Below are 26,444 nucleotides of genomic sequence, written 5' to 3'. Positions count from 1 at the left end.
AGAGTTTTGCGCGGAGTGCTATAAATCCGGATTCAGTTTTCTGAATCCGGATTTTTTCTAGACTTGGTACGAGTTTCATTAACACGTTAATTAGTATGTATTCTCCGTTATTATTCGTGCATCATCTATCAAATTTCCGAATTGGTCTGTTTTTTCACTATCAGATAAACACATTTCTGACGCATATCCTGAAAAAGCAGAAGTCGCGTGAGGATAATTTGTAATATCTAGTTGTAGTTTAAAATTATAAACCTTCCAAAATGATTCTGGCGATTTCATAGGGGAGAAGTCATAAATATTAATCCTTATTTTCATACCTCTGACAAGGAACTCTCTTCTGTGTCCATACAGCGGATGATCTTTACATCCACCGATTATTTGAGACAAAGAAAACCTTGCTCGTGTTTCGGTTACTCCCCAATCCATAACAGGTTGAAAAACATCAACCCCATCCTCCATGCTCAATAGTTTGCATTGATAAAAACCTGAAAATGCACCATATTCTCCCGTATAGATTTCTGATTTATTATAATCCATACATACGAAAACATATTCCTGTCTTCCAGTTATTGTCATAATCCTCTGTATAATATAAGGATTGTGTTCTGACACAGAAAAAACTCTATGTACGCCCTGTACTTCAGCGTTTGAAGCTAAAACATACTGAGGCAAAAAAATCAGGCATAAAATAAATAATAAGTATTTCATTATTGGGTACCACTTGGACAATCCATACTATCGGGTATAGTAATTATTACATCCTGAACTCCCATGTCCTTGTCCAGGCCTGGTATTTCAAGGATTAATTTCCCGGGATTTTTATCCATCAGTTTTTTCTGGGGGTCTACTTTTTTCTTGCGTAATGCATAATCATCAAGGATATCTCTGATGCAGCTAAATAATTGAGTTTCGTCGTCTTTTAATCTACCGCTAATACTGTTTATTTTATCTCTGGCAGTGGGTTTGTCTTTAAATCCCCATTGGGATGGTATAATTGCTGAAGAATCTGTAGTTACTCCGTATTTATCTAGATCTGATGGGTTGGTATTATACCCACCACCTTTCCCAACTAGTCTTGAATTTCCTTGTAATACTCGCGCACTGCCCGTACATTCTTTTAATCCTAGAGGATCTATGTAAATTGTAGGATCTAATGGATAAACATATGCATTCCAGTCCCCTGCAAGCCCAATAGGGTCCTGAGTATTATACCTTCCCTGCCTCGGGTCATAATACCGGTGCCGGTTATAATACAGCCCCGTCTCAACATCGTACTGCTGCCCCGGCAGGCGAATAAGCTGTTGCAGACTTTCCGGGTTCTCTTCGTGCAGCAGGTTTCCCCATTCATCAAAATCGGCCTGCCACGCGAGACTCCCGTCTTCGCTCACTAAGGCCAGCGGCAGCCCCCGATGATCGCAGTGGTACAGGTGGATTTTCCGGGCCGGGGTGTATTCCGGCTCCATCTGATTTTTCATCTGCTCCGGCGTCAGGCCGCACCGGGTCAGCCACTGGCGGCTGTGGTCGCTGAGTTGGCCGGTCTGCAGTTCGCATTCCAGATTATCCAGCATCGTGACCAGTTCCGGCACAAACACCATGTCCGCGTCCTGCTGCAGTTTTTCTGCCAGAGTGCGGCGAATGGCTCTGGTCAGCTCACCGGTGGCCGTTTCGATGCGGATTAACGGCGCGAAGGTGCCCGGTTGATACACAGTCTGGATGCGGGTGGTGTCGGTCTGGGTGGTGGTCAGCCGGTCGCCGTCCCAGCCGTACCACACGGATTCAGCGGGGTCGGTCGGGAGATACCAGATACCGTCGTATATCTGGCCGTGCCAGACCTGTTTGCAGATACGGCGCCCGAGCGGGTCATACGCGTAGCGGCTCTCGGTCAGCAGGTGACCGTTCTGCCTCTTTTGGTAGTGTGTCAGCCGGTGCTGGTTATCGTACCCGTAGTGATGAGTGATGCTCCCGTCCTGATGGATACGGCGCTCGTCTTTTTCTGTCAGGCTCCCGTGGACGTCGTAATGATAAAAATGCTCTGCGTCCTGAGTGATGCGGTTATCCCGCCACACGTCCGGCAGAGTTTCCTGTGCCGCTGTGCGGTTCCCCGCCGGGTCAGTCGGGGTCTGTTGCGACAGGTCGTGGTGCGCGGACTGTATGTGTGTGCTGAACAGACGCCCGTTCTCATACCCGTAGTCGCGCTGGTCATGCGGGCCGTGGATGTGGGTGAGCTGTCCGTCCGCATTCCAGGTGTAGTCCCGGCTGAGCTGCGGGATGTTCAGATGGTGGCTCTGTAGCTGACCGCCTGCGGCGTAGGCCGTTTCCAGTGCGTAGCCACCGAAGCGGCGCTGCGTTTCACGGTGCAGGCGGTCGCGGGTGTACTCGATGAGCGGCATGTCGCCGAGCTTCATCCCCGCCAGGTAACCGGAGCCATACGTCAGCCACTCCACCGGCGGCAACCGGTCGTGCTGCACCCGGTTCACCAGTCCGGTGCGGTAGTCGTGTTTTGTTTCATGCTGCCACAGCAGGGCGTGCGTTTCCGCGCTGTGCACCGTCTGGCGCTCACCGGTGACGCGCCCCGTGTTGTCATGGGTGTAATGCACCGCAACGCGGTGGCCGCCGCTGAGATGGCTGGTATCCGTCAGCCAGCCGCGCGCGTCATACTGCCACTTTTCTGCGGGTTCGCCGTTCACCGTTCGGCTGAGCAGGCGTCCGGCGTCGTCGTACTGCCAGACGATAGTCAGGCTTTCGTCTTCGCTTTGAATCAACTGTCCGCTGGCGTTGTACCGGTAGCGTCTGATGCGTCCGTCAAAACCGGTCTCCTGCGTCAGGCGGTCCAGCGCATCGTAAGCGAATTCAGTGTGGCTGCCGTTCTCATTGGTCAGGGTGGTCACGCGACCCGCGGCGTCGTACGCCATCCGCCGGGTGAGGGTGCCCTGCGCTGCGAGGACGATATTTCCCCGGTTGTCGAAGCCGGTTTCGCTGCGCTGACCATCAGGGGATATCACCGCCGTCAGGTCGCCTGCGACGTTGTATTCGTAGCGGGTCTGCCGGCCTGTGGCATCTGTCTGGCTGACCAGTCTGCCGCGCGCATCGTATGCCCGGTACTGGCTTAATCCTTCCTCACGGTGAACGGCGGTCAGCCGGCCGAAGCGGTCATATTCATAGCGGGTTTCATATCCCGAACAGTCAGTATAAGAAAGCAGCTGCCCGTAGCGGCTCCAGGTCATCTGCTTCCGGCTGCCGGTGGGGTCTTCAGTGGCCGACGGGTATTCGCTGCACGGGTCATCATACTCATAGCGCGTCACGTCGCCCTGGCGTGAGGTGTCGGCGGTCAGCCGTCCGGCGTCGTCGTACTCCTGCCGGCTTTTCAGCCCGTCCGGATACACCGTGGCGGTCAGCTGACGCTGGCTGTTATAGTAAAACTCCGTCAGCCTGCCTTCCGGCGTGACCGTTGCTGCCAGCAGACCCGAGCCGGGACTGAGCCGGTATTCTGTCCTGCGGCCTGCCGCGTCGGTCTGTGCCACCAGGCGGCCCGCGTTGTCGAATTCACTCTGTGTGATGCTGCCGTCGGCGAACTCCTTTTTCACCACCCGCTTCAGACCGCCTTCGCCTTCGGTGTGCAGCACCTCGCGACGGTTCAGGCTGTCGGTAATCACCGTGTGGTGTTTTTCATACTGGTATCGGTAGCTCTGGCCGGCCGGGTTGTGCTGCTCCGTCACCCGCCCGGTGGCATCGTAGCGATAGGTCGTCTGCGGCCTGCCCGTATACTGATGGGCCACCATCCGGCCCGGATGCCTGTCGTCATACGTAAACTGACGAACCTGCGTGCCGCTGCGGTCAGACACTGCAGTCAGCTCGCCGCGCGGGGAGTAGTCATAGCGCGCGAGTGGCATATCGGGCAGGTTCTCCGGGTACCCCGGGTCGTGCGTGAGCCAGACTTCGGAAAGACGGACACCGCTGGCTGTGGTGGTCAGCACCAGCCGGAAGCGGCGGCCTGCGCCGTCGGTCACTCCGGTGATGCTCCCGGCAAACTCACCTGAAGGGGCGCGGTGAAACGTCAGCGTGCGACCAAAATTATCCACCAGCCCGGTCAGCACCCGGTACGGCGGCAGCGGCGCGGGAAGGAGTTCATCCACAGACGGCACGCGCTCCGCCCACCCGAGCAGCCACCACGGGCCCTGCAGGCTGTTGGTGGCCAGGTAAATGTTGGGGCTGAGGCGGACATCCTCCGGCAGGGCCTGCCAGAGACGATGCAGGGGATGGACCTCATTCAGGTTCAGCACGCCGCCGCGTGCCAGCCAGAAGGACTCGGTGCGGCTGAACGCCACCTCGCCCGGCAGAAGCAGGTCAAAGTGAATGCTGCGCCCGCCGTTGTCGTTGAGGATGAGTTCCTTGTCGCGAAGTTGCAGGTGGATATCAGAGGGCGCTTTCCAGCCGGGACCGAAAACGCCCTCTGGTGCCGGGGTTCTGGTGCGGTAGCTGCTGTAGGTGCGGGACAGAACAAAGGACAGCGGGCCGGGGAGTGCGAGGTCCGTTTCACCGGGCAGGACTTTGGCCCCGAGCAGCGGGTTCACCGGGCTGCCGGACACCACGCCGCCCGGACACACCGAACAGGCTACGCCTGTCGGTGCGCCAATCATCACCCCAAGGCTGCCCTGCACAATCGGGCCGCCGATGGCGGTCATATCGCCCTGACGGGCGGCGGGTTTTCCGCTCATGGTCAATTCCTTTTGATAAAATCCGTGTTGCGGATTGCCCAGAACGACGGCAATCCTTCCGCATTGAAGCACGAATTCTACGCTGAAGGTTTTGAGATCCACCGTGATTTACGTCACATGCAGATATTATTTAATGGTCTGATTTAAAAGGGAAAATATTCACTTGCATGATGATGTACAGCGAATGAATTAGTGCAGAATATAGAATGTGGGTTATTTGAATGCTCTGGATTCTCAAGTTAGCGTAAAGTTGCCGATTTTTTTGCGACAACCCCGCGAACGTGCCACAATAGTGGCTGTTTATACAGTATTTCAGGTTCCCCGATGGCTTTAACCGCTGCGCTCAAAGCGCAAATTGCCGCCTGGTATAAGGCGTTGCAACAGCAGATCCCCGACTTTATTCCCCGAGCCCCGCAGCGGCAGATGATTGCCGATGTGGCGAAGACGCTCGCCGGGGACGACGGACGGCATCTGGCGATTGAAGCCCCGACCGGCGTCGGGAAAACCCTCTCCTATTTAATTCCCGGCATTGCGATTGCTCGTGAAGAGCAAAAAACGCTGGTGGTCAGCACCGCCAACGTAGCATTGCAGGATCAGATCTACAGCAAAGACCTGCCGCTACTGCGCAAAATCATCCCTGAGTTGCGCTTCACCGCCGCGTTTGGACGCGGACGTTACGTCTGCCCGCGCAATCTGGCGGGGCTTGCCAGCACCGAAGCGACCCAGCAGGATCTGCTGGCGTTCCTCGACGATGACCTCACGCCAAACAACAAAGCCGAGCAGGAGCTGTGCGCGAAGCTCAAAGTCGATCTCGACGGCTATAAGTGGGACGGCCTGCGCGATCACACGGATAAAGCCGTCAGCGATGACCTGTGGCGACGTCTGAGCACCGATAAAGCCAGCTGTCTGAACCGCAACTGCCATTACTACCGCGAATGTCCGTTCTTCGCTGCGCGTCGTGAAATTCAGGAAGCGGAAGTGGTGGTGGCTAACCACGCGCTGGTGATGGCGGCGCTCGAGAGCGAATCGGTCCTGCCGGATCCGAAAAACCTGCTGCTGGTCCTCGATGAAGGACACCACCTGCCGGACGTGGCGCGCGATGCCTTAGAAATGAGCGCAGAGATCACCGCCCCGTGGTTTCGTCTGCAGCTCGATCTCTTCTGCAAGCTGATTGCCACCTGCATGGAACAGTTCCGCCCCAAAACCACGCCGCCGCTGGCGGTGCCTGAGCGGCTGAGTGCCCATTGCGAAGAGATTTACGCGTTAATCGCCTCGCTGAACACCATTCTCGATCTCTATCTGCCTGCGACTCAGGAGGCCGAACATCGTTTTGCGATGGGCGAACTGCCGGAGGAGATCATGGAGATCTGCAAACAGCTGGCGAAGCATCTGGAAAAACTGCGCGGGCTGGCGGAGATGTTCCTCAACGATCTCAGCGAAAAAACCGGCACCCATGACGTGGTGCGCGTGCATCGCGTGCTGCTGCAGATGAACCGCGCCCTGAGCATGTTTGAGAGCCAAAGCAAGCTGTGGCGGCTGGCGTCGATGGCTCAGGCCTCTGGCGCGCCGGTCACCAAATGGGCGACGCGGGACGCCAAAGACGGACAAATTCATCTCTACTTCCACTGCGTGGGCATTCGCGTCAGCGATCAGCTGGAGAAGCTCATCTGGCGCAGCGTGCCGCACGTGGTCGTCACCTCCGCGACGTTGCGTTCCCTGAACAGCTTCTCGCGTTTGCAGGAGATGAGCGGCCTGAAAGAGAAAGCGGGCGATCGCTTTGTCTCACTGGATTCGCCGTTTAACCACTGCGAGCAGGGCAAACTGGTGATCCCAAAAATGCAGCACGAGCCGCTGATGGAGCACGAAGAGCAGCACATTGCCGAAATGGCTGCCTATTTCCGCGAGCAGGTCGAGAGCAAAAAATATCCCGGCATGCTGGTGCTGTTCGCCAGCAACCGCGCGATGCAGCTGTTTTTAACCTATGTCACTGACCTTCGTCTGTTACTGCTGGTGCAGGGCGATCAGCCGCGCTACCGACTGGTGGAAACCCATCGCAAGCGCATCGACGGTGGCGAGCGCAGCGTGCTAATCGGCTTGCAGTCTTTTGCAGAAGGTCTGGATCTGAAGGGCGATTATCTGACACAGGTGCACATCCATAAAATCGCCTTCCCGCCGATCGACAGCCCGGTGGTGATCACCGAAGGCGAGTGGCTCAAAAGCCTCAACCGCTATCCGTTCGAAGTACAAAGCCTGCCCGCGGCGTCCTTCAACCTGATTCAGCAGGTGGGGCGACTGATCCGTAGCCACGGTTGCTGGGGCGAAATCGTCATTTATGATCGACGTCTGCTGACCAAAAACTACGGCCAACGGCTGCTCAACGCGCTGCCGGTATTCCCGATCGAGCAGCCCGACGTGCCGGAAGTGACAAAGCGCCCGACGAAAGTGGTGGCGGCGCGGAAAAAAGCGCCCGGCGCGAGACGCCGTAGTCCCGGCAGAAAATAAGCAACACTATCGTTGATGGCTTTATCAGGGCTATAGTGTGTCTATGATGTTGTCAGGAGAAATGTCGTGGATTATCGCAAAATTATCAAAGAGGTAGGCCGCGGGAAAAATCACGCCCGCGATCTGGATCAGGAAACCGCCCGCGCGCTGTACACCCACATGCTGAACGGCGATGTGCCGGAGCTGGAGATGGGTGGCATCTTAATTGCCCTGCGCATTAAAGGCGAAGGCGAAGCGGAGATGCGCGGGTTTTACGAGGCGATGCAGGCGCAAACCCTGCAACTGACGCCGCCCGTCGCGAAGCCGATGCCGATTGTGATCCCGACCTATAACGGAGCGCGCAAACAGGCGAACCTCACGCCGCTGCTGGCGGTACTGCTCAACAAGCTGGGCTTTCCGGTGGTGGTGCACGGCGTCAGCGCCGATCCGACGCGCGTACTGACAGAAACCATATTTGAATTAATGGGCATTGCGCCCACTCTCCATGCCGGTCAGGCACAGGCCAAACTCGAAGGTCATCACCCGGTCTATATTCCGGTCAGCGCACTCTGTCCGCCGCTCGAAAAACAGCTGGATATGCGCTGGCGGATGGGCGTGCGTAACAGTGCGCATACTCTGGCAAAACTGGCGACGCCGTTTGCGGAAGATGCTGCTCTGCGACTATCCAGCGTTTCGCACCCGGAGTATGTCACCCGTGTGGCGGGCTTCTTCGCCGATATTGGCGGTAAAGGGCTGCTGATGCACGGCACCGAAGGCGAAGCCTACGCCAATCCGCAGCGCTGCCCGCAGATGACGCTGATCGACAAGCAGGGCACACGTGTGGTGCTCGAGCGCGGTGAAGATCCGCAGGGCGAAGTGGTGCTCCCGACGGCGAAAGATGCTGAAACCACGGCCCGCTGGACCGAGCGCTGTCTGGCTGGTGTCGAGCCGGTACCGCATTCACTGAAGCTACAGATGGCGTGCTGCCTGATGGCGACAGGGGAGACGGATTCCGTTGAGGCGGGGCTGGCGCGCGTGGCGCAGTATTTTTAGATAAAAAAAGCCCGTCCGGTGAGGACGGGCAAACAAAGGGTAACAACAACAGGGTCAATGAGAGTTGGAGCAACTCGCCAGAGGGTGTAGCGAGCGATGGAGCATAAACCGTTGGGTTATTTGTAGATAACCGCAGTACCGCTAAGTTTGTTGTTGGTGTTAGCAGAGGTGATGGTGTATCCGCTTGCACCCGCAGCTGACGCTTTCTCAGCCAGTTTTGCTTCCAGACCGTCCAGCGTGGTCGCGCCTTCTGCACTCACCACACCGATTTTATTCATGTTCTGCGCCTGAGCAGAAGTCACAGATTCCGCAGCGAATGCGCCAAATGACAGAGCAGACAGGGCAACAGCGGCAACAGCATATTTGATGGTTTTCATAGTTAATCTCTCGCAGGTTATTCTGTTAAGGGGACGATGTTCCGTCGATGTGATAAGTATCACGGTTTTTCGCGAAAGATAAAATCGAAGAGAATTGACAGCATTGCTCAAAAAAATTGAATGACAAATAACTTATTGATTATTAATAAATTCAGAGAGCCGTTTTACAGTTCTTGTCGCTTCGCTTTACAGACGAGGTGAAGAGGGCACGTTTTGCCACGCGATGTTGAAAAAAGCGTGAGCGTAAAGCTAACTGCTTGCCGCTTCGGTTTAGGTAAAGAAGAGTCAACGTAGCTGGCTGTCTTTAGAACCTCTGCGATTATATCCTGAGTGTGAAGTATTTTTTGAATCTTTATTCTGCTGACAGGCGATGCAAAGCCGCACGCCTGGCATGGCTTTACGTCGCGCCTCAGGGATAGGCTCGCCACACTCTTCGCACTCGACCAAACTTTCACCCTGCGGTAAATCGCTGCGAACGCGCGCAACAGCATCTTCAATCGTACTGTTGATCTGTTTGTTCACTGCATCGTCATTCGCCCAACCGGATGCCATATCCGTCTCCTGATAAGTAGAAGCACATAGTATGAATATGGGGTTAAAAAACGCACAGTCAAGAAGAGGGGGGGGGGGGATAAAGCACTGCACCTGTTGGGCAGATGCAGCGGGTGTGCGGGGAACTATTTGTAGATGGTGGCTGTGCCAAACATATGATTGTCGCCGCTCGCGGATTCAACAACGAACCCTTTTGCCCCTTGTTCACGGGCTTTTTCTGCCAGCTTATGCTGGAGGTCGTCCAGATTAGCGGCCCCGGTGGCGGAGACGGTTCCGGCAGGGCGAAGCTGGCTGGTGTCGTTTTCGGCCGTCAGGGACTGAACGGACCATGCGGGAAACGATGCAGCGGCAAGGGCACCAGCGACAACGATGAGAGTCAGGTATTTTTTCATAATCACATCCTCTGAGTCTGAATGACAATGGGTGATTCAGATTAAGTTTAGAAGGTTAGAGAGTGTGATTTAGCGCAAAAATTTGATGGTGATCTGCTTATTTTTTGAACGATATAAACTGACAAATGATTGACAGATCATAGACATACAGGTTGCTGATTTTTAGTGATTTGTTGTGGCGGTAAGAGAGTTATTTACCGTTGGGCCCCCAGAGGGTATCTTACGCCGCTGTGAAAAGGAGAATGCCATGACTGCCCAAAAGCCGGGATTACACCCGCGTAACCGCCACCGTAGCCGCTACGACATGAATGCCCTGTGTCAAAGCTGCCCGCAACTGCAGGAATTTATCGTGCAGACCCCCGCGGGTGAACCCTCAGTTAATTTTGCCGATCCGCTGGCGGTAAAAGCGCTGAACAAGGCGCTTTTGGCCCATTTTTATGGCGTGGCGCACTGGGACATTCCGGAAGGTTTTCTCTGTCCACCGGTGCCGGGGCGTGCGGATTATATCCACCATCTGGCTGATTTGCTGGCGGAAAGCAATGGCGGAGAGATCCCGAAACAGGCCACGGTGCTGGATATCGGCACCGGCGCGAACCTGATTTATCCCCTGATTGGCGCACATGAATATGGCTGGCGCTTTACCGGCAGCGAAACGGGCCCGGAAGCTTTCGCCAGCGCGCAGGCGATTATCAACGGCAACGAGGGGCTAACCCGCGCCATCCGTCTGCGTCGTCAGAAAGATGCCTCCCTGATTTTCAACGGCATCATTCATAAGAATGAAAACTACGATGCCACGATGTGTAATCCGCCGTTCCATGATTCGGCAGCCACTGCCCGCGCGGGGAGCGAGCGCAAGCGCCGTAACCTGGGTCAGGCAGAAGATGGCGCGCTCAATTTTGGCGGTCAGCAGCACGAACTGTGGTGCGAAGGCGGCGAAGTGGCTTTCATCGAGAAGATGATCGCGGAAAGCCAGCAGTTTGGCCGTCAGGTGAAGTGGTTTACGACCCTGGTCTCTCGCGGTGATAATTTGCCGCCACTTTACCGCGCACTGACGAACGTCGGCGCAGTGAAAGTGGTGAAAAAAGAGATGGCTCAGGGGCAGAAACAGAGCCGCTTTATCGCGTGGTCCTTTATGGATGATGCGAAACGCCGCCGTCCGTTCTGATACGTTTTGCCCGGTGGCGCTGCGCTTACCGGGCTTACAGCGTAGGTTCTTGCAGCGGCGGTGGTGACCCCGGCGCAGGCAGCACCTGGTAGGTTTGCACCGGCGGCCGTACATCGGCGAGATCGAAATGTTTTTTCACCATGCTGTCGAGCGCAAATCGCACCGTCCACTGCTTGAGCGGCTGCGTGGTGAACGACACGCGCAGGGTAAAGGCGGTATTCGTCAGCCCGACAATCCCGGCAAACGACGGTTCACCGATCACCAGCCCGCGAATATCCTCCATCTCCATCAGCTCCTCAACCGCCGCTCTCAGCGCCTGTTTCGCTTTATCCGCATCCTCATGACGATCCACGTCATAATTCGCCACTACTGAACCAATCCCGCGCACGAAGTTCGCAAAGGTCGTAATCGATGACCACGGGATGATGTGATACGCGCCCGTATCCTGGCGCACGCCGACCGACCGAATCGACATCCGTTCGACCGTGCCGGTTAACGGCCCAATCGTCACCAGATCGCCCGTATTCATCCCGTTCTCAAACTGAATAAAGATCCCGGTAATAATATCTTTCACCAGGGTTTGCGACCCGAAGGAGATGGCCAGACCCAGGGCACCGGCACCCGCCAGCAGCGGGGCGATATTCACGCCGATTTCCGAGAGCACAATCATGATGGTGATGGTACTGATAATGACTGCCAGCGCGTTGCGAAACAGGGTTAACAGCGTGCGGGCGCGAGCGCTGGGAAGCGGGCGTCCGTGAATATCGGAGACCAGGCGGTTTTCGATGAGGCTGGCGAGTAGCGTCCAGCCGATGGCCGAGAAGAACAGGATCAGCGCGATGCGGATCAGAATATCTACCGTCTTCTCGCCAGCGCCGTTGTGCATCCAGTTCCAGAAATCAAACAGGCTCCAGGCGCTGAGGAGCAGCATGATGGCGATACAGACGGTCAGGATGCGCGCCACTTTCAGCGAGGCGGAGATCCAGCCGTTCACCCGTTTTTGCAGCTCAGGATAATTGCGTTGCACCTGCGGCGAGAGGGTGATGGTTTTTGAAATCCAGCGCGAGAGCAGGCCGGAGATAAAAGCCGCGATCCCAATGATCGCCAGACTGTGAAAAGTGGCGCCCATCATAAACTTCAGGCTGTTACCCGGATCGAACAGGGAGAAGAAGCACAGCACGATAAAATAGGCGCTGGCGAGCCAGTGCCACACCAGCGCGAAGGCGCGGATAAACAAACTAAAGAAGGAGAGGGAGCGGTCGGCCAGATGCAGCAGCCCGGCGGTGATGGCTTTCTTATTGTGGAAAATCAGATACAGCGCCCAGACGGTAATACAGAGCATAATCAGCACGTTGGCGAGTGCGCCGATCTGCACGTTGACCTGATTCGAGATAATCGGTACCGCGACCAGCAGGCCGTAGCCAATCAACCCGCTCAGAATGCTGAGGCGCAGCGCCCAGTATTTTGCGCTCTGATCATTGACCGAAAACGGACGCAAATCCGGCACGCGTGGGCTAAAGATCAGACGTAAAAGGGCTTTGAAAAACTCGATCAGCGCGAAGGCGTTGAGGAACAGGCTTTGCTGGAAGGCGATAGTTTTACTTCCGGCATTCAGGTTGTCACTCAGGAGCTGACCGACAAACAGCGTCAGCGCCAGCAGGAGTAAATCAATCACAAAGGCGCCTGCAATCATCAGCGGCAGATGCAGCCAGCTGCTTTTTTCCCGATTTTTTCTGCGCCCCCACTCCCCCATCTTGCGATACAGCGGCCAGGCACACAGCCGCGCCAGCCAGTAAAAAGCGAAGATCGCCCCCGCCAGCATCAGGAAGTGGCTGGCGGCATTGCCAAAGGTTTGCGGATTAAAGGCTTTGTGCGGGGAGCCAATCAGATTGCGGTAGAGCTGCGCGAAGCGGGCGGAGAGGGCTTCGCCGTAGTGACGGCTGACGTCCGTGACGTTCTCCAGCACGGTTTTGTCGCTGGTCACTTCCGGCGGCGTAATACTCGGGACCGGCTCCTGCGGCGGTGTTTTGGCTACGGTTCGTAGCTGATCGATCAGCTCTTTGCGCGAGGTATCATTCTCCAGCACATCCGCCAGCGCGCCATAGGCCGCTTTCTTTTGCTCAACGTCAGGTTCCGGCGCGGTGGCTGGCGGCTGAGAGGAGGACGCGTTGGTGGTGACGCCAGGGATGGTGACTGCCTGGGCGGGCGCACCGAACAGGCAAAGCAAAAGCAGCAGGATCCACGGCACGGCTTCCTCCGGTGAAGAAAATGTTCAGCAAAATGATAAGTATAGATGGCAGGCGGGGGAGGGAAGTTTTTGGGAACAATCCGGCATAAAAAAGCCGGGCCATTGAGAGGCCCGGCAGGTAGCAAGCAAAGCGATGATCAGGAGACGTGCTGCAAGAACTCCTGCAAGCGCTGGCTTGGTGGGTTCGCAATCAGCTCCTGCGGATTACCATCTTCCGCAATACGCCCTTTGTCGATGAAGATCAGTCGGGAGGCCACTTTCTCGGCAAAGCCGATTTCGTGGGTCACGATGACCATCGTCATCCCTTCTTCCGCCAGGTCCTGCATAACCTTTAATACTTCGTGGCGCAGTTCCGGGTCGAGCGCGGAGGTAGGCTCATCGAACAGCATCATTTTCGGTTTCACTGCCAGCGCGCGGGCGATAGCCACGCGCTGCTGCTGGCCGCCGGACAGCTCAGACGGGTAGTGGTGAGAACGCTCGGCAAGGCCGACTTTCGCCAGCAGCTCTTTCGCCAGCTTCTCAGCCGCCGCTTTGTTGGCTCCGCGCACGCGCAGAGGACCGAACATCACGTTTTCCAGCGCCGTCAGGTGCGGGAAGAGATAAAACTGCTGGAACACCATGCCCGCTTCCTGACGAATCAGGCGCTCGTCCACTTTCGGGTCATTGACCTTCAGGCCATCGACGATCAGATCGCCGCTGGTGATCTCTTCGAGCTTGTTGATGCAGCGCAGCAGGGTTGATTTACCCGAGCCTGACGGCCCGATAATCACAACCACTTCGCCCTGTTTGATATCCAGATCGATATTGTGCAGCACCTGGGTTGGACCAAAGTGCTTGGAGACGTTTTTAAATTCAATCACAGGATTTTCATCCTTCTTTCAAGGCGACGCAGAACAAAGCTCAGCAGCAGCGTAATAATCAGATAAACCACCGCCACGGCACTCCAGATTTCCAGTGCGCGGAAGTTACCGGCAATGATCTCCTGGCCCTGACGGGTCAATTCGGCCACGCCGATAACGATAAACAGCGAGGTATCCTTGATACTGATAATCCACTGGTTACCGAGCGGTGGCAGCATGCGGCGCAGCGCCAGCGGCAGGATCACGTGGCGGATGGTCTCACGACGAGACAGACCCAGCGCCAGACCCGCTTCGCTAAAGCCTTTATGAATCGACAGCACCGCGCCGCGCGTGATTTCCGCAATGTAGGCGCCGGAGTTGATCATAATGGTCACCACGGCGGCACTGAACGGGTCAATGCGCAGATCGGTGAAGGCCATTGGCAGGGCAAAGTAGATGAACATGACCTGCACGACGATAGGCGTCCCGCGGATCACTTCGATGAAAACCAGTGCGATGTGGTTAGCAATCCAGCCGCCGTAGGTGCGAGCGAAACCAGCCACGAGGCCGATAAACAACCCGCCAACCAGACCGAGGACCGAAATCCACAGGGTCATTTTGGCGCCTTCAAGCAAGAGAGGAATGGCAGGCCAGATGGCGCTCCAGTCAAACTGCATGATAATTTCCTGTTACCGTGGTTCTAAAAGTGCAGGGGCGAAAGGTCGCCCCTGAGCGTACTTCTTGTTTTAAGAATAATTATTTTGGCTCAGTGCCGAACCATTTTTTGTAGATTTCGTTGTACGTGCCGTTCTCACGCAGGGTTTTCAGCGCGCCGTTCACTTTGGTACGCAGATCGTCGCTGCCTTTCGGGAAGGCGATACCGTACTGCTGCGCTTCTAAAGAGTCGCCCACGGCTTTGAACTTGCCGTTGCCCGCAGTTTTGATGAAGTACAGGATGTTTGGTGTGTCGTGCAGTACCGCGTCAGCGCGGTTGGTGCCCAGTTCCATGTAAGCGTTGTCGATGTTCGGGAACTGACGCAGGTCTTTGGTTTTGATGTTTGCTTTGGCGTAATCAACAGAGCCGGTGCCGCTTTTCACTGCAACCACTTTACCGTCGAGATCTTTCACGCTTTTTACGTCGTTGTTGTCCGCTTTCACCATCACCAGCAGGCCGCTTTTGTAGTAGCCATCGGAGAAGTCGATCGCTTTTTTACGTGCGTCAGTGATAGTGATACCCGCCAGCGCCACGTCAACGTTTTTGGTTTGCAGTGCCGGGACAATGCCGCTGAAGTCCATAGGCTTCAGGGTGTAGTCCAGTTTCAGTTCCTTCGCGATAGCCGCCCACAGATCCACGTCAAAACCAACGTACTGGTCGCCCTGTTTGAATTCAAACGGGACGAACGCGGTGTCGGTCGCGACAATCAGTTTTTTATCTGCAGCGTGAGAGGACATGGCAAAAGCCAGGGTAAGTGCAGCCAGTGAAACTTTTAATACAGACTTCATAGCATTTCCTTTTATATCCACGGGGCGATCCCCTGCGAGAACAAACGGCTACATGAAAAAATCGTGCCAACATTGCAACTCATTGTTTTGCAAAGAGGATGATGTCATGTGTTGCACAATAAACGATGCAAACCCCTTTTAATGCACCATAATGGAGCGCTGTTTTGGTGCAGTCGGGTTTGCACAGCCGACGGGTGGCTATTAAGCGCAAATAACGGCGATAAAACAATCTTTCGTTAACGATTTTGTGAGGTGATTATTACAACTAATTTACTTTTGCGGGAGGGGAGAGCAAAAGCGTGCACCATAAACGTGCAAAACCCCCGCCGGGTGGCGAGGGTTTTATAGATAATTCGTATGGATTATTCGATGTTAGATTCGATAAACCACAGGAATTGATCCAGGTCGCGGGAAGCCGCGGTTAAGATATCTGCGGTGTCTTCGTCTTTGGTTTCACCGATCGCTTTACGAACGTCGTTGGCGACAACCGCATAACGATCCGCCAGCTCTTTCAGGTGATCCTGCACGGTATGAATGTCCAGCGGGTAGCTTTTCAGCGGGGTTTTGCTGTTAATCACCTGCGTGGTACCCAGTGCAACGCCGCCCAGCTGCACGGCACGTTCTGCCATGGTGTCCAGGTGAGTCACTAACGCGGTTCGGAATCCATCCAGCATTTCATGAACGGCAATAAAGTTTGCGCCGCGCATATTCCAGTGGGCCTGTTTAGTGATCAATGACAGGTCAATGAACTGGATCACCTGGCGATTCAGCAGCTCAATCGTTGCTTTCTTATCGCTATCCGAGACATCGTTACGGGTATAAAGCAGATTAGACGCTTTCGTTTTAACCAGTTTAGCGGTACTCATAATCTCATATCCTCTTGATGTTTTATGTTCCAGGTAATTACCGGAAATAAGTATAGCACCGCTTTTATAATCTGCCGGAATGGCTGTGCCTATCGGTTTAATAGTGCAATGGAGTGGGTTTGAGTAACTGACTGATATTAAAGGTTTGTCATTTATTTTATGCGGATGAGTCTTAATTACTTCATCTTTTTATCAGCGTGAGGGGATATTTCACATCGATGACAAAAAATGTAAGAAAATAACAATATGGACAAGTTGGCCTCTATTCTGCATGGCTGAATAAACCATGCAGAATAGAGAGCATTAATTGACGTCGACTTTCTTGATTTTGGTTTCAGGCCGCATGGTGAGGGTCGATCCCATCGACGCGGCAATAATGGAGCACAGCGCCAGCGTCTGAGTTAAGGTCAGGCTTTCGCCGAGGAAAACCATGCCGGACATGGCGGCGAGCGCCGGTTCCATACTCATCAGGGTGCCGAAGATACGGGTCGGCAATCGCGTCAGGGCGATCATTTCGAGGGAGTAGGGCAGCGCGGTGGAGAGTACCGCAACCGCCAGACCAATCGGCAAAATGGACCACTGCCAGATGGATTCAGTGGCTTGTGCCATGCCGATTGGCACAAAGATGATGGCTGCAATCAGCGAGCCGAGCGCCACGGTGGCCGGGCCGTGCTCTTCTCCCGCACGCTGCCCGGTGAGGATGTATACTGCCCAGCAGGCTCCAGCGCCCAGCGCCAGCGCGGCACCGGTTAAATCGACGTGAGAGATGTTCTGCCCCAGCGGCAGCAGGAACCACAGACCGAGAACGGCCAGCACCACCCAGACAAAATCCACGGGACGACGAGAAGAGAAAAGGGCCACGGCCAGCGGGCCGGTGAACTCCAGCGCGACGGCAATGCCCAGCGGCACAGTCTGAATCGACAGATAAAAGAGATAGTTCATCCCACCCAGTGACAGCCCGTAAAAAAGCAGCGGCAGGCGTTGCTCATTTTTGAATCTCAGACGCCACGGTTTAAAGATGACCACCAGAATCAGGGTGCCCAGCGCGATACGCAGGGCAGTCACACCGGGCGCGCCGACCAGCGGAAAGAGGGATTTAGCCAGTGATGCGCCACTCTGAATGGACAACATAGCGATGAGTATTACGACGATGGGCAACCAGACTGGCGCCTTGCGAGACATCCCCGGCATCCTTTCTCCTGTCAATTTTTGTCAAATGGCGTAAGGTTCGCAGTGTAATTGAAATAAACGACGAGCGGTTGAGACTTTGTTGAAAAAAAAAGCCAGAAAATCCGTAAAATGACTCTTTATTGATGGTTTATTCAGCTAACAGATTAGGATTAATCTGGATGAATGTAACGCCATTGGCGCGCAGAATCAGCGTATTAATGTAGAAATTCCGCGTTTTTTGAATGAGATAGCTGCGCTTTGAAATGTTCTGTTACATCAAAGGCTGGGTTAGACAATACGAATCACAAAGAGTTTCACAAGATTTTTTGATATATTTAAAACTTACGGATTTACTTGAAGCACATTTGAGGTGGTTATGAAAAAAATTGCATGTCTTTCAGCACTGGCCGCTGTTCTGGCTGTTTCCGCAGGTACCGCTGTAGCTGCTACTTCCACTGTTACCGGTGGTTACGCTCAGAGCGATATGCAGGGCGTAGTGAACAAAGCTAACGGTTTCAACCTGAAGTACCGCTACGAGCAGGACAACAACCCGCTGGGCGTGATCGGTTCTTTCACTTACACCGAGAAAGATCGTACTGAAGATGGCGCTTATAACAAAGCTCAGTACTACGGTGTGACCGCTGGTCCTGCTTACCGCCTGAACGACTGGGCAAGCATCTACGGTGTTGTAGGTGTTGGCTACGGTAAATTCCAGCAGACTGAAAACCAGGGTCTGAACCGCACTGCATCTACCAGCGACTACGGTTTCTCTTACGGCGCAGGTATGCAGTTCAACCCAATCGAAAACGTTGCTCTGGACTTCTCCTATGAGCAGAGCCGTATCCGCAACGTTGACGTTGGCACCTGGATCGCAGGCGTGGGTTACCGCTTCTAATCACTTCGGTGAGCCAGTAAAAAATCCGCCCAATGTGGCGGATTTTTTTTTATGTTTTTACCCTCTCCCCGTGGGAGAGGGCATCAGGCCGCACCTTACCTATCTGCTTTTCACCTCAAAAAGATCTGTACCCAAATGGGTATACTCCACTTTCTGTAGCTTGAAGTTAGTAATGTAGACCGGCGGCGCTTTCTTGTTGGACATGAACGGGTAGCTGTTAGCGATCTCTTTGGCAGAAATCCCCGTCCACTGGGAGAAGAAGCTCAGGAAATCATTCGCGGAACGGCGCGCTTTGATGATGCGATGGGTTTTATCATCGCTCGACAGCACCATAAACGGCACCTGGAAGTTCTGCTGGAACTTATCGTCGTGGGCCAGGTACTGCACCTCTTTGCCGCGCTCTTTGAATGCCAGACCGTGATCCGAGAAGTAGACCATCGAGAAGCTATCGCCGGTATTACGCAGCTGGGTATAGAGCTTGTTCAGCAGATCGTCGGTCTGGGTCATGGTATAGAGATAGCAGGAGGTCTCTTTCGACTGCACAAACTCCGCGTATTTCCCCTGAGTCCGATCGCAGGCCTGCGGGTGAGAACCCATCAGATGCAGGACAATCAGCTGCGGCTGGGTGCGCTGGCTGGCAAATACCTGCGACGTCATCTTCAGTAACGCTTCGTCTTTGGTATTTTTATCCGCCTCAAAATCCCCGTTTTTCAGGAACTGCGCTTCGTCCGCACGCTTGGCGATACTGGCGATGGCCGTATCGTACTCGCCGATTTGTCCCTGGTTCGAGAACCACCAGGTCTGAAAACCGGCGCGGTTAGCCAGAGTGACAAAGTTATCCTGATACTGCGGTTTACCGTCCACGACGCGGCTGAGGGTCAGGCCGAGCGATTTCTGCGTCGAGCCGCTTGCCGCCACGTAATCCGTAAACAGGGTGCCATTCACCGAGCTGGCAAACGGCGTGTTATTCCAGTGACCGCCAAATGCGCCCAGCGCATCGCGACGCGCGCTCTCGCCAATCACCACCACGTAGGTGTGATATTTCGGTTTCACGGCCAGCACGTTCCAGGTGTCTTTCATATTCGAAAGCTCAGCCATACGCGTCTGCTCGTCGAGCACTTCTTTATTGTTGACCACAATATCTTTGACGAAGCGGAACACCGGATAGCCGGTATCTTTCAGCTTGAACACGCCGCCCCACGCCAGGTTTTGCACTGGCGCGACAAAGAATGTCGCCACACCGATGACCAGGCACAGGTTTTCAATCATGCCCCACGGCTTTTTCTCTTGCGGCTTACGACGCACGGCAATTACGCCGAGCGCAAAAATAAACAGGCCGATGACATAGCTGTACCACGGGAAGATCGTCAGGATCTCCGTGGACTCTTCCATATTGGTGGAGTGCAGCGCCAGCAGGGTGTTGAAGTTGGGCGCGCCATAGGCCTGACCAAAGGGGTAGTACATCGCCGCCACGACAGAGCAGACCCCGACCACCACTTTTTGTGCACGCGGCGCGCTGCGCCACATCAAATGCAGCAGACAGGTAAAGGCCACGGCGTAGAGCAGACTAAAGGGATAGCCCAGCGCAAAGTTAATGAGCAGCGATTGCAGAAAGTAGAATCCCGTCCACGGGCTTAAGGCCCGACTGCGGGTAATTAATGTTTCTTTCAGGGTTAAATTCATAGGTCACTATCGTGAAAACGCCATGTGCTCACCCTGGCGTCGAGGGTCAAAGCCTGCCTGACAGTGCGTGGAGAGGGAATGAGGGTCCGCTTCAGCGAGCCGCAAATGGTGCAGGGCTGCAAGAAGATAGAGCCAGTCGGCATTCAGGTCAACAGTTGCTAAGAAGATGTTTTGCGAGAGGGATTACAAATCCGTAAAAAAGATCGGGAATTGGGGGCTAACAGAGCAGTTTGCGCGGGAATTGTGACGAAAAAATGAAAGCGGCGTACCGCGACGCCGCTTAGTGGGATGGCTTGTCGTTCTGCTGTGGTTTGCCGTTGATCATATCGCACAGCATGTTCAGCAGCATTAAGCGTACTTTAAAGGGGGAGTGGCTAAACACTTTCATACACCTCTTGAATTCGTTCATGTGACCTCCTGATTTCGGATCCCTTCGATCCGTGAAGGGTGACTGCATTACATACAGATATAGCACAGGCTATATTGTATAGCTATGGCTAATTCGTTAATTTTTTGTGCTTGTAGAGGGATGGTTTACACTGTGCGCTCTCGTTACAGGACGCCAGGGGCGTCAACCCACTGAGGAAGTGCAATGAACCGTCGCGCAGGTAAGCCAACTACAAAAAAAAAGACGCAACTGGTGAATGTTGAAGAGCATGTTGAAGGGTTTCGTCAGGTGCGTGAGGCGCACCGTCGCGAGCTGATTGATGACTACGTTGAGCTGATTTCCGATCTCTTTCGCGAGGTCGGGGAAGCGCGTCAGGTGGACATGGCTGCCCGCCTGGGTGTGTCGCAGCCCACGGTTGCCAAAATGTTAAAACGCCTGGCCTCGGTCGGGCTGATTGAAATGATCCCGTGGCGGGGGGTGTTCCTGACGCCGGAAGGCGAAAAACTGGCGCAGGAGAGTCGCGAGCGCCATCAGATCGTCGAAAACTTTCTGCTGGTGCTGGGCGTGAGCGAAGACATCGCTCGCCGCGATTCGGAAGGAATTGAACACCACGTCAGCGAAGAGACGCTGGAGAAATTCCGCGAGTTCACGCTCAAATTCGGATCGGCTGCTGAATGAACATACCGGGCCTGCGGGCGCTCGCCCGCGATCGCTTTTTCCATCTTCTGTTACTGATTGGCGTCGGGCTGAGCTTTTTCGTGCCCTTTGCGCCCGCCGCCTGGCCGGCGGCTATCGACTGGCACACCATCATTACCCTCAGCGGGCTGATGATGCTTACCAAAGGGGTGGAGCAGAGCGGCTATTTCGACGTCATCGGGCGCAAAATGGTGCGCCGCTTTGCCACCGAGCGAAAGCTGTCGCTGTTTATGGTGCTGGCCGCCGCGCTGCTCTCCACCTTTCTGACCAACGACGTGGCGCTGTTTATCGTCGTGCCTTTGACTCTGACGCTGCGCAAACTTTGTGAGATCCCGGTCAACCGACTGATTATCTTCGAAGCGCTGGCGGTTAACGCCGGATCGCTGCTGACGCCGATCGGCAACCCGCAAAACATACTCCTCTGGGGGCGCTCCGGGCTGTCGTTCACGGCGTTCACCTGGCAAATGGCGCCTCTGGCGCTGGTGATGATGCTCTCCCTGCTGGCGGTGTGCTGGTTCGCCTTTCCGAATAAAGCGCTCAACTACCACAGCGGAACCCAGGCCTCGTCATGGAATCCGCGGCTGGTGTGGGGCTGTCTGGCCCTGTATATCGTTTTCCTGACGGCGCTGGAACTGAAGCTGGCGCTGTGGGGCGCTCTGTTGGTGGCGGGTGGTTTTTTAATTCTGGCGCGGCGGGTGCTGATCAGCGTTGACTGGACGCTGCTGCTGGTATTCATGGCGATGTTTATCGACGTGCATCTGCTGATTCAACTTCCCGCCCTGCAGAATTCCCTGCACAGCGTCAGCGGACTGTCACCGCTCGGCCTGTGGCTGACGGCAATTGGCCTGTCGCAATTTATCAGCAACGTCCCGTCGACTATCCTGCTGATCAACTACGTCCCGCCAACGGCGCTGCTGGCCTGGGCTGTGAACGTGGGCGGATTCGGCTTACTGCCGGGATCGCTCGCCAATCTGATCGCTCTGCGCATGGCAAACAACCGTCGGATCTGGTGGCGATTCCACCTCTGGTCCCTGCCAATGCTGGTCTGGGCGGCCGCCGTCGGTTTCGGATTATTCCTTCTCATATAGTGCGCTAATTGTCAGCTTTTCCTGGCAAATGTATAGCAACGTCCTAACTTTAGTGAACGGCATAAATGTGATGCCGTTCACTGACAGGAACGTTGTTGGCATATGGCAGACGAAAACGAAACCTCAGAACAAAACGAAAAACCAGAGCGCAAAGGTCCCGGAAAAAAACCGTTAATCATTCTTGGGATCGTGGTGGTGGTGATGGTCGTCGCGGCGCTGGTGTGGTGGTTTCTCACCCGCAACGAAGAGACGACAGATGACGCCTTTACCGATGCCAACGTGGTGACCATTGCCCCGAAAGCGGCAGGCTACGTCACGGATCTGCGGGTGCGCGATAACCAGCGGGTCAAGAAGGGCGATCTGCTGGTTGTCATCGATCCGCGTGATACCACCGCTCAGCGCGATCAGGCTCAGGCGCAGTTGGGCCTGGCCGTAGCGCAGCTGCATCAGGCGCAGGCCCAGCTGGCGCTGTCGAAGGTGCAATATCCCGCGCAGCGCGATGAAGCCAAAGCTCAGGTCCTGAAAGCGCAGGCGGATATGGCGAATGCGCAGGCCGAGTACCGCCGCCAGCGCGGTGTCGATCCCCGCGCCACCACCCAACAAAGTATTGATTCCGCTAATGCTCAGCTGCGCAGCGCCCAGGCCGGGCTTGCCAGTGCGCAGGCTCAGCTGGAAGTGGCGGAGCAGGTTCAGCTCCAGATCCGCCAGCAGGAGACCAACGTCGAAGCGCGTGAACGTCAGGTCGATCAGGCGAAAGCCCAGCTCGAAACCGCCAACCTGAATCTCTCCTATACCGAAGTGCGCGCCCCGTTCGACGGGTTTGTCACCAAGCGTAACGTTCAGACGGGCACCCTGGTGCAGGCCGGAACGGCGCTGTTTTCGCTGGTCTCGCCGGACATCTGGGTGGTGGCCAACTTCAAAGAGTCGCAGCTTGAGCGCATGCGCCCCGGCAATAAAGTGGCGATCACCGTCGATGCCTGGCCGGACATGAAACTCGAAGGCCACATCGACAGTATCCAGCAGGGCAGCGGCTCGCGCTTCTCGGCCTTCCCGGCGGAAAACGCCACCGGCAACTTTGTCAAAATCGTGCAGCGCGTTCCGGTCAAAATCGTCATCGACAAAGGACTGGACCCGAACATGCCGCTGCCGCTGGGGCTCTCCGTTGCGCCGAAGGTCACACTGGAATGACGGACCACAGCCACGAAAACTGGCGGCCCGCCAGTAATCCCTGGGCGGTGGCGATTGTCGTCACGCTGGCGGTGTTTATGGAGATCCTCGACACCACCATCGTCAACGTGGCGCTCCCGCACGTGGCCGGTTCGCTCTCGGCCAGCTACGATGAATCGACCTGGGTGCTCACCAGCTATCTGGTCGCCAACGGCATCGTGCTGCCCATCTCGGCGTTTCTCAGCCGGGTGTTTGGCCGCAAGCAGTTCTTCCTGATCTGCATCGTGATGTTCACTATCTGCTCCTTCCTGTGCGGGATAGCCACGGAGCTGTGGCAAATCATTCTGTTTCGCATCATGCAGGGCTTTTTTGGCGGCGGGCTTCAGCCAACGCAGCAGTCGGTGCTGCTTGACTACTTCAAGCCCGAAGATCGCGGCAAAGCCTTTGGCCTGTCGTCGATCGCGATCATCGTTGCCCCGGTGCTGGGGCCAACGCTCGGCGGCTGGATCACCGATAACTACTCCTGGCGCTGGGTCTTCTTTATCAATATCCCGGTTGGCATCATGACGGTGCTGGCGATTTATCAGCTGCTGGAAGATCCGCCGTGGGAGCGCAAATCCGAAGAGAAACTCTCCATCGACTGGACGGGGATTGGCCTGATCGCCCTTGGGCTCGGCTGTCTGCAGGTGATGCTCGATCGCGGCGAAGATGACGACTGGTTCTACTCGAACTTTATCCGCACCTTCGCGGTACTGACGCTTATTGGCATCATCGGCGCGATTTACTGGCTCCTTTACGCCAAAAAACCGGTGGTGGATTTGCGCTGCATGAAGGACAAAAACTTTGCCGTGGCCTGTCTGCTGATGGGCGGCATGGCGATGATTTTGTACGGCAGTTCGGTGGTGATCCCGCAGCTGGCCCAGCAGGATTTGGGCTACACCGCCACCTGGTCCGGGATGGTGCTCTCGCCCGGCGCGGTGCTGATTGTCCTGACCATCCCGCTGGTGCTGAAACTGATGCCCATCGTGCAAACGCGGTGGATCATCGCCTTTGGTTTCGCCTGTCTGGCGGTGTCGTTCTTCTGGTCGCGAACTCTGACGCCGGATATCGATTTCGAGACGCTGGTGCTATTTCGTAGCGCTCAGTCGTTCGGGCTGGGGTTCCTGTTTGTTCCGCTCACCACTATCGCCTTTATTTCGATACCCAGACAGCTCAACGGCGACGCCGCCGCGCTCTTCACCATGTTCCGTAACGTCGCCGGGTCGATCGGGATTTCGCTTTCGACCGCCGCCATCACGGAACGCGCCCAGACGCACAGCGCGCATCTGGCCTATCACGCCTCGCCGTTTAACGAGCAGTTCCAGCTGGCGCTGCGGGAGTCGGCGCAGGCGATCCAGAACTTCACCACCCAGGTCGGCAATCCGCTGGATATCGCCACCGGGCGCATGTACCAGACCATGATCGAACAGTCGCGCTTTCTGGCCTACGTGGACGTTTTCACGATCCTGAGCGCGGTCGCATTACTGCTTATCCCGTTTTGTTTGTTGCTCTCGCCGGTGAAAAGCGAAGGCAGTGCAGGAGCACATTGATGATCTACACACGTTTGTCCCCCCTATTTTTAGTGTTGCTGTTAGCCGGATGCGCCGTGGGGCCGGACTACCAGCCGCCCGCGCCGTATACGCCTGCGAAGTGGAACGATCCGGGCGATGCGGAGGTGAAATCGAAAGCCGAGAGCACGGCGGTGAATCCGCGCTGGTGGAAGACCTTTGGCTCCCCACAGCTCGACAGTCTGATTGACCGGGCGATTGCCGGAAACCTCTCGCTGCAACAGACGGTTCTGCGTATCGCCGGGGCGCGCGAGCAGATTACCCAGGCGGGTGGGGCCTTTTATCCCTCGGTGAACGGCAATTTGCAGGCCACGCGCCAGCAGCTGGGTCTGGAAGGCGAGCTGAAATCCCACGGGGTTTACGACCAGATAGATAACGTCGACCCGGATCTGAAAGGCGCGCTGGGCCCGCTCACTCAGCCGGTGAACCTCTATCAGGGCAGCTTTGACGCCCAGTGGGAGCTCGACCTGTGGGGCAAAGTGCGCCGTCAGGTGGAAGGCGCAGAGGCGCAGCAGCGGGCGGCGATTGAGCAGCGTAATGACGCGCTGGTCTCCCTGGAAGCCGAAGTGGCGCGCGCCTGGCTGCAGCTGCGCGGCGCGCAAAGCGTAATGGCGACGCTCAATACGCAAATTGAGAGCGCGCAGCAAACCCTCGATCTGACCGAGAGCCGCCAGCGCGGCGGGCTCTCGCCGCAGATGGACGTGGAAAACGCCCGCGCGCAGCTGGGCAATCTGGAAGCCCAGCTCCCGCAATATCAGGCGCAGGAGCGTCAGGCGATGAACGGCCTGGCAATTTTACTCGGCAAACCGCCGGGTGCGCTGGATGGCGAGCTGCGTTCCGTTCAACCGCTCCCGGCGTTGCCTGAGATTGTGCCGACGGGCATCCCGTCAACCCTGGCCCGCCGACGCCCGGACGTGCGCGAGGCGGAAGCCAATCTTCACGCGGCGACGGCGCAAATCGGCGTTTCCGTCGCCGAGCTGTTCCCGAGCGTGTCGCTCTCCGGGCAGTTTGGCCTGCGCAACAGCGAAACCAACTGGCTTACGGACTGGAGTAGCCATTTTTACAGCGTCGGCCCGCAGGTTTCGATCCCGATTTTCCAGGGCGGACGGCTGGTCTCCAGCGTCAAAGTGGCGCGCGCGCAGCAGGGGGCCGCGGTGCTGGACTATCGCCAGACGGTACTCACCGCGCTGGGCGATGTGGAAAACGCGCTGGTCAGCTATCGCACGGATCAGCAGCGTGAAGCGGGTTTAGGCAAAACCATCGATGCGCTGCAAAACGCCTTCGATCTGGCGAGCGACAGCTATCGCCAGGGGATCGCCAGCTTTATCGACGTGCTGGATGCCCAGCGCCAGCTGGCTCAGGCGCAACAGCAGCGCGCACAGGCCCAGGTGCAAAGTGCGCTGGATCTGGTGGCGCTCTACAAGGCCCTCGGCGGGGGCTGGGAGCCGTATCAGCAGGTGAATTTGCCGGATTATTCGGTGTTTGGCGACGCCCCGCGCGGATAACGTTCAGAGGATTGGGCAAGAAACAGACAGGAACGCCACATTCGCGTTTTGCAG

At 55.9% G+C, this 26,444-nt stretch carries 22 protein-coding genes; 9 read left to right on the top strand and 13 right to left on the bottom strand.

Annotated features, from left to right (window positions below):
- Positions 1-90: 90 nt before the first annotated feature.
- Both AC3WS9_RS14970 and AC3WS9_RS14965 read right to left on the bottom strand, forming a co-directional pair.
- Positions 91-708, bottom strand: coding sequence for a hypothetical protein (locus AC3WS9_RS14970; RefSeq protein WP_285149076.1), 618 nt, complete (start codon positions 706-708; stop codon positions 91-93).
- On the bottom strand, positions 708-4,715 hold the full coding sequence (locus AC3WS9_RS14965; protein ID WP_492489101.1) for an RHS repeat-associated core domain-containing protein: 4,008 nt from the start codon (positions 4,713-4,715) through the stop codon (positions 708-710). Before AC3WS9_RS14965 ends, AC3WS9_RS14970 begins: the two co-directional genes overlap by 1 nt.
- A gap of 324 nt (positions 4,716-5,039) precedes the next feature.
- Here AC3WS9_RS14965 and dinG point away from each other — a divergent pair, with 324 nt between their 5' ends.
- Positions 5,040-7,217: an ATP-dependent DNA helicase DinG gene (gene dinG / locus AC3WS9_RS14960; RefSeq protein ID WP_492489100.1), complete on the top strand. Its 2,178-nt coding sequence runs from the start codon at positions 5,040-5,042 to the stop codon at positions 7,215-7,217.
- Between the two features lie 66 nt (positions 7,218-7,283).
- Positions 7,284-8,249 carry a DNA-binding protein YbiB gene (gene ybiB, locus AC3WS9_RS14955; protein ID WP_492489098.1) on the top strand — a complete coding sequence of 322 codons (966 nt, stop codon included), beginning with the start codon at positions 7,284-7,286 and terminating at the stop codon, positions 8,247-8,249.
- Positions 8,250-8,365: 116 nt separating this feature from the next.
- Here the strand turns inward: ybiB and ybiJ are convergent, their stop codons facing one another.
- From ybiJ to mcbA, 3 genes are all read right to left on the bottom strand, one after another.
- Positions 8,366-8,626 carry a DUF1471 family protein YbiJ gene (gene ybiJ / locus AC3WS9_RS14950; RefSeq protein ID WP_100777112.1) on the bottom strand — a complete coding sequence of 87 codons (261 nt, stop codon included), beginning with the start codon at positions 8,624-8,626 and terminating at the stop codon, positions 8,366-8,368.
- A gap of 285 nt (positions 8,627-8,911) precedes the next feature.
- Positions 8,912-9,178, bottom strand: a complete 267-nt coding sequence (locus AC3WS9_RS14945) for a DksA/TraR family C4-type zinc finger protein (protein ID WP_492489096.1) — start codon at positions 9,176-9,178, stop codon at positions 8,912-8,914.
- Between the two features lie 125 nt (positions 9,179-9,303).
- Positions 9,304-9,570, bottom strand: coding sequence for a DUF1471 family periplasmic protein McbA (mcbA, locus tag AC3WS9_RS14940; RefSeq protein ID WP_282492273.1), 267 nt, complete (start codon positions 9,568-9,570; stop codon positions 9,304-9,306).
- A gap of 247 nt (positions 9,571-9,817) precedes the next feature.
- On the opposite strand from mcbA, the gene rlmF reads away from it, so the two are divergent.
- On the top strand, positions 9,818-10,735 hold the full coding sequence (gene rlmF, locus AC3WS9_RS14935) for a 23S rRNA (adenine(1618)-N(6))-methyltransferase RlmF (protein ID WP_285149082.1): 918 nt from the start codon (positions 9,818-9,820) through the stop codon (positions 10,733-10,735).
- Between the two features lie 34 nt (positions 10,736-10,769).
- Here the strand turns inward: rlmF and ybiO are convergent, their stop codons facing one another.
- From ybiO to rhtA, 6 genes are all read right to left on the bottom strand, one after another.
- Entirely contained in the window at positions 10,770-12,983 is a 2,214-nt protein-coding gene (ybiO, locus tag AC3WS9_RS14930) for a mechanosensitive channel protein (RefSeq protein WP_492489094.1), read from the bottom strand.
- Between the two features lie 137 nt (positions 12,984-13,120).
- Positions 13,121-13,843 (bottom strand): glutamine ABC transporter ATP-binding protein GlnQ, encoded by a 723-nt coding sequence (gene glnQ, locus AC3WS9_RS14925; RefSeq protein ID WP_095281340.1) that lies wholly within the window; start codon positions 13,841-13,843, stop codon positions 13,121-13,123.
- Positions 13,840-14,499 carry a glutamine ABC transporter permease GlnP gene (gene glnP / locus AC3WS9_RS14920; RefSeq protein ID WP_095281341.1) on the bottom strand — a complete coding sequence of 220 codons (660 nt, stop codon included), beginning with the start codon at positions 14,497-14,499 and terminating at the stop codon, positions 13,840-13,842. The genes glnQ and glnP overlap by 4 nt, the downstream gene beginning before the upstream one ends.
- Before the next feature lie 79 nt (positions 14,500-14,578).
- The gene (glnH, locus tag AC3WS9_RS14915; protein ID WP_095281342.1) at positions 14,579-15,325 is read right to left on the bottom strand and encodes a glutamine ABC transporter substrate-binding protein GlnH; all 747 of its coding nucleotides are present in this window, start codon (positions 15,323-15,325) and stop codon (positions 14,579-14,581) included.
- A 362-nt stretch (positions 15,326-15,687) separates the two neighbouring features.
- Positions 15,688-16,191 carry a DNA starvation/stationary phase protection protein Dps gene (dps, locus tag AC3WS9_RS14910; protein ID WP_095281343.1) on the bottom strand — a complete coding sequence of 168 codons (504 nt, stop codon included), beginning with the start codon at positions 16,189-16,191 and terminating at the stop codon, positions 15,688-15,690.
- 303 nt (positions 16,192-16,494) lie between these two features.
- Positions 16,495-17,382 carry a threonine/homoserine exporter RhtA gene (gene rhtA, locus AC3WS9_RS14905; protein WP_492489091.1) on the bottom strand — a complete coding sequence of 296 codons (888 nt, stop codon included), beginning with the start codon at positions 17,380-17,382 and terminating at the stop codon, positions 16,495-16,497.
- A 355-nt stretch (positions 17,383-17,737) separates the two neighbouring features.
- Between rhtA and ompX the strand changes: the two genes are divergently transcribed.
- A complete protein-coding gene (gene ompX / locus AC3WS9_RS14900) occupies positions 17,738-18,256 on the top strand; it encodes an outer membrane protein OmpX (protein WP_282492277.1) in 519 nt (172 codons plus the stop codon).
- Positions 18,257-18,355: 99 nt separating this feature from the next.
- Here ompX and AC3WS9_RS14895 read toward each other — a convergent pair whose 3' ends face one another.
- Both AC3WS9_RS14895 and mntS read right to left on the bottom strand, forming a co-directional pair.
- Positions 18,356-19,939 carry a phosphoethanolamine transferase gene (locus tag AC3WS9_RS14895; protein ID WP_492489089.1) on the bottom strand — a complete coding sequence of 528 codons (1,584 nt, stop codon included), beginning with the start codon at positions 19,937-19,939 and terminating at the stop codon, positions 18,356-18,358.
- 280 nt (positions 19,940-20,219) lie between these two features.
- A complete protein-coding gene (gene mntS, locus AC3WS9_RS14890; protein ID WP_282492279.1) occupies positions 20,220-20,348 on the bottom strand; it encodes a manganase accumulation protein MntS in 129 nt (42 codons plus the stop codon).
- Positions 20,349-20,531: 183 nt separating this feature from the next.
- On the opposite strand from mntS, the gene mntR reads away from it, so the two are divergent.
- From mntR to AC3WS9_RS14865, 5 genes are all read left to right on the top strand, one after another.
- Complete coding sequence (mntR, locus tag AC3WS9_RS14885) at positions 20,532-21,005, top strand: manganese-binding transcriptional regulator MntR (protein ID WP_282492280.1); 474 nt, start codon at positions 20,532-20,534, stop codon at positions 21,003-21,005.
- Positions 21,002-22,111 (top strand): SLC13 family permease, encoded by a 1,110-nt coding sequence (locus AC3WS9_RS14880; RefSeq protein WP_492489086.1) that lies wholly within the window; start codon positions 21,002-21,004, stop codon positions 22,109-22,111. Before mntR ends, AC3WS9_RS14880 begins: the two co-directional genes overlap by 4 nt.
- A gap of 102 nt (positions 22,112-22,213) precedes the next feature.
- A complete protein-coding gene (locus AC3WS9_RS14875) occupies positions 22,214-23,299 on the top strand; it encodes an HlyD family secretion protein (RefSeq protein ID WP_282492282.1) in 1,086 nt (361 codons plus the stop codon).
- Positions 23,296-24,867: a DHA2 family efflux MFS transporter permease subunit gene (locus AC3WS9_RS14870; RefSeq protein ID WP_282492283.1), complete on the top strand. Its 1,572-nt coding sequence runs from the start codon at positions 23,296-23,298 to the stop codon at positions 24,865-24,867. Before AC3WS9_RS14875 ends, AC3WS9_RS14870 begins: the two co-directional genes overlap by 4 nt.
- Positions 24,867-26,390: an efflux transporter outer membrane subunit gene (locus AC3WS9_RS14865; protein ID WP_492489083.1), complete on the top strand. Its 1,524-nt coding sequence runs from the start codon at positions 24,867-24,869 to the stop codon at positions 26,388-26,390. The genes AC3WS9_RS14870 and AC3WS9_RS14865 overlap by 1 nt, the downstream gene beginning before the upstream one ends.
- The last annotated feature ends 54 nt before the right edge of the window (positions 26,391-26,444 follow it).

Source organism: Lelliottia sp. EB106-05-01-XG201 (assembly GCF_058791735.1).
This window is presented reverse-complemented; position numbering and strand designations above follow the sequence as displayed.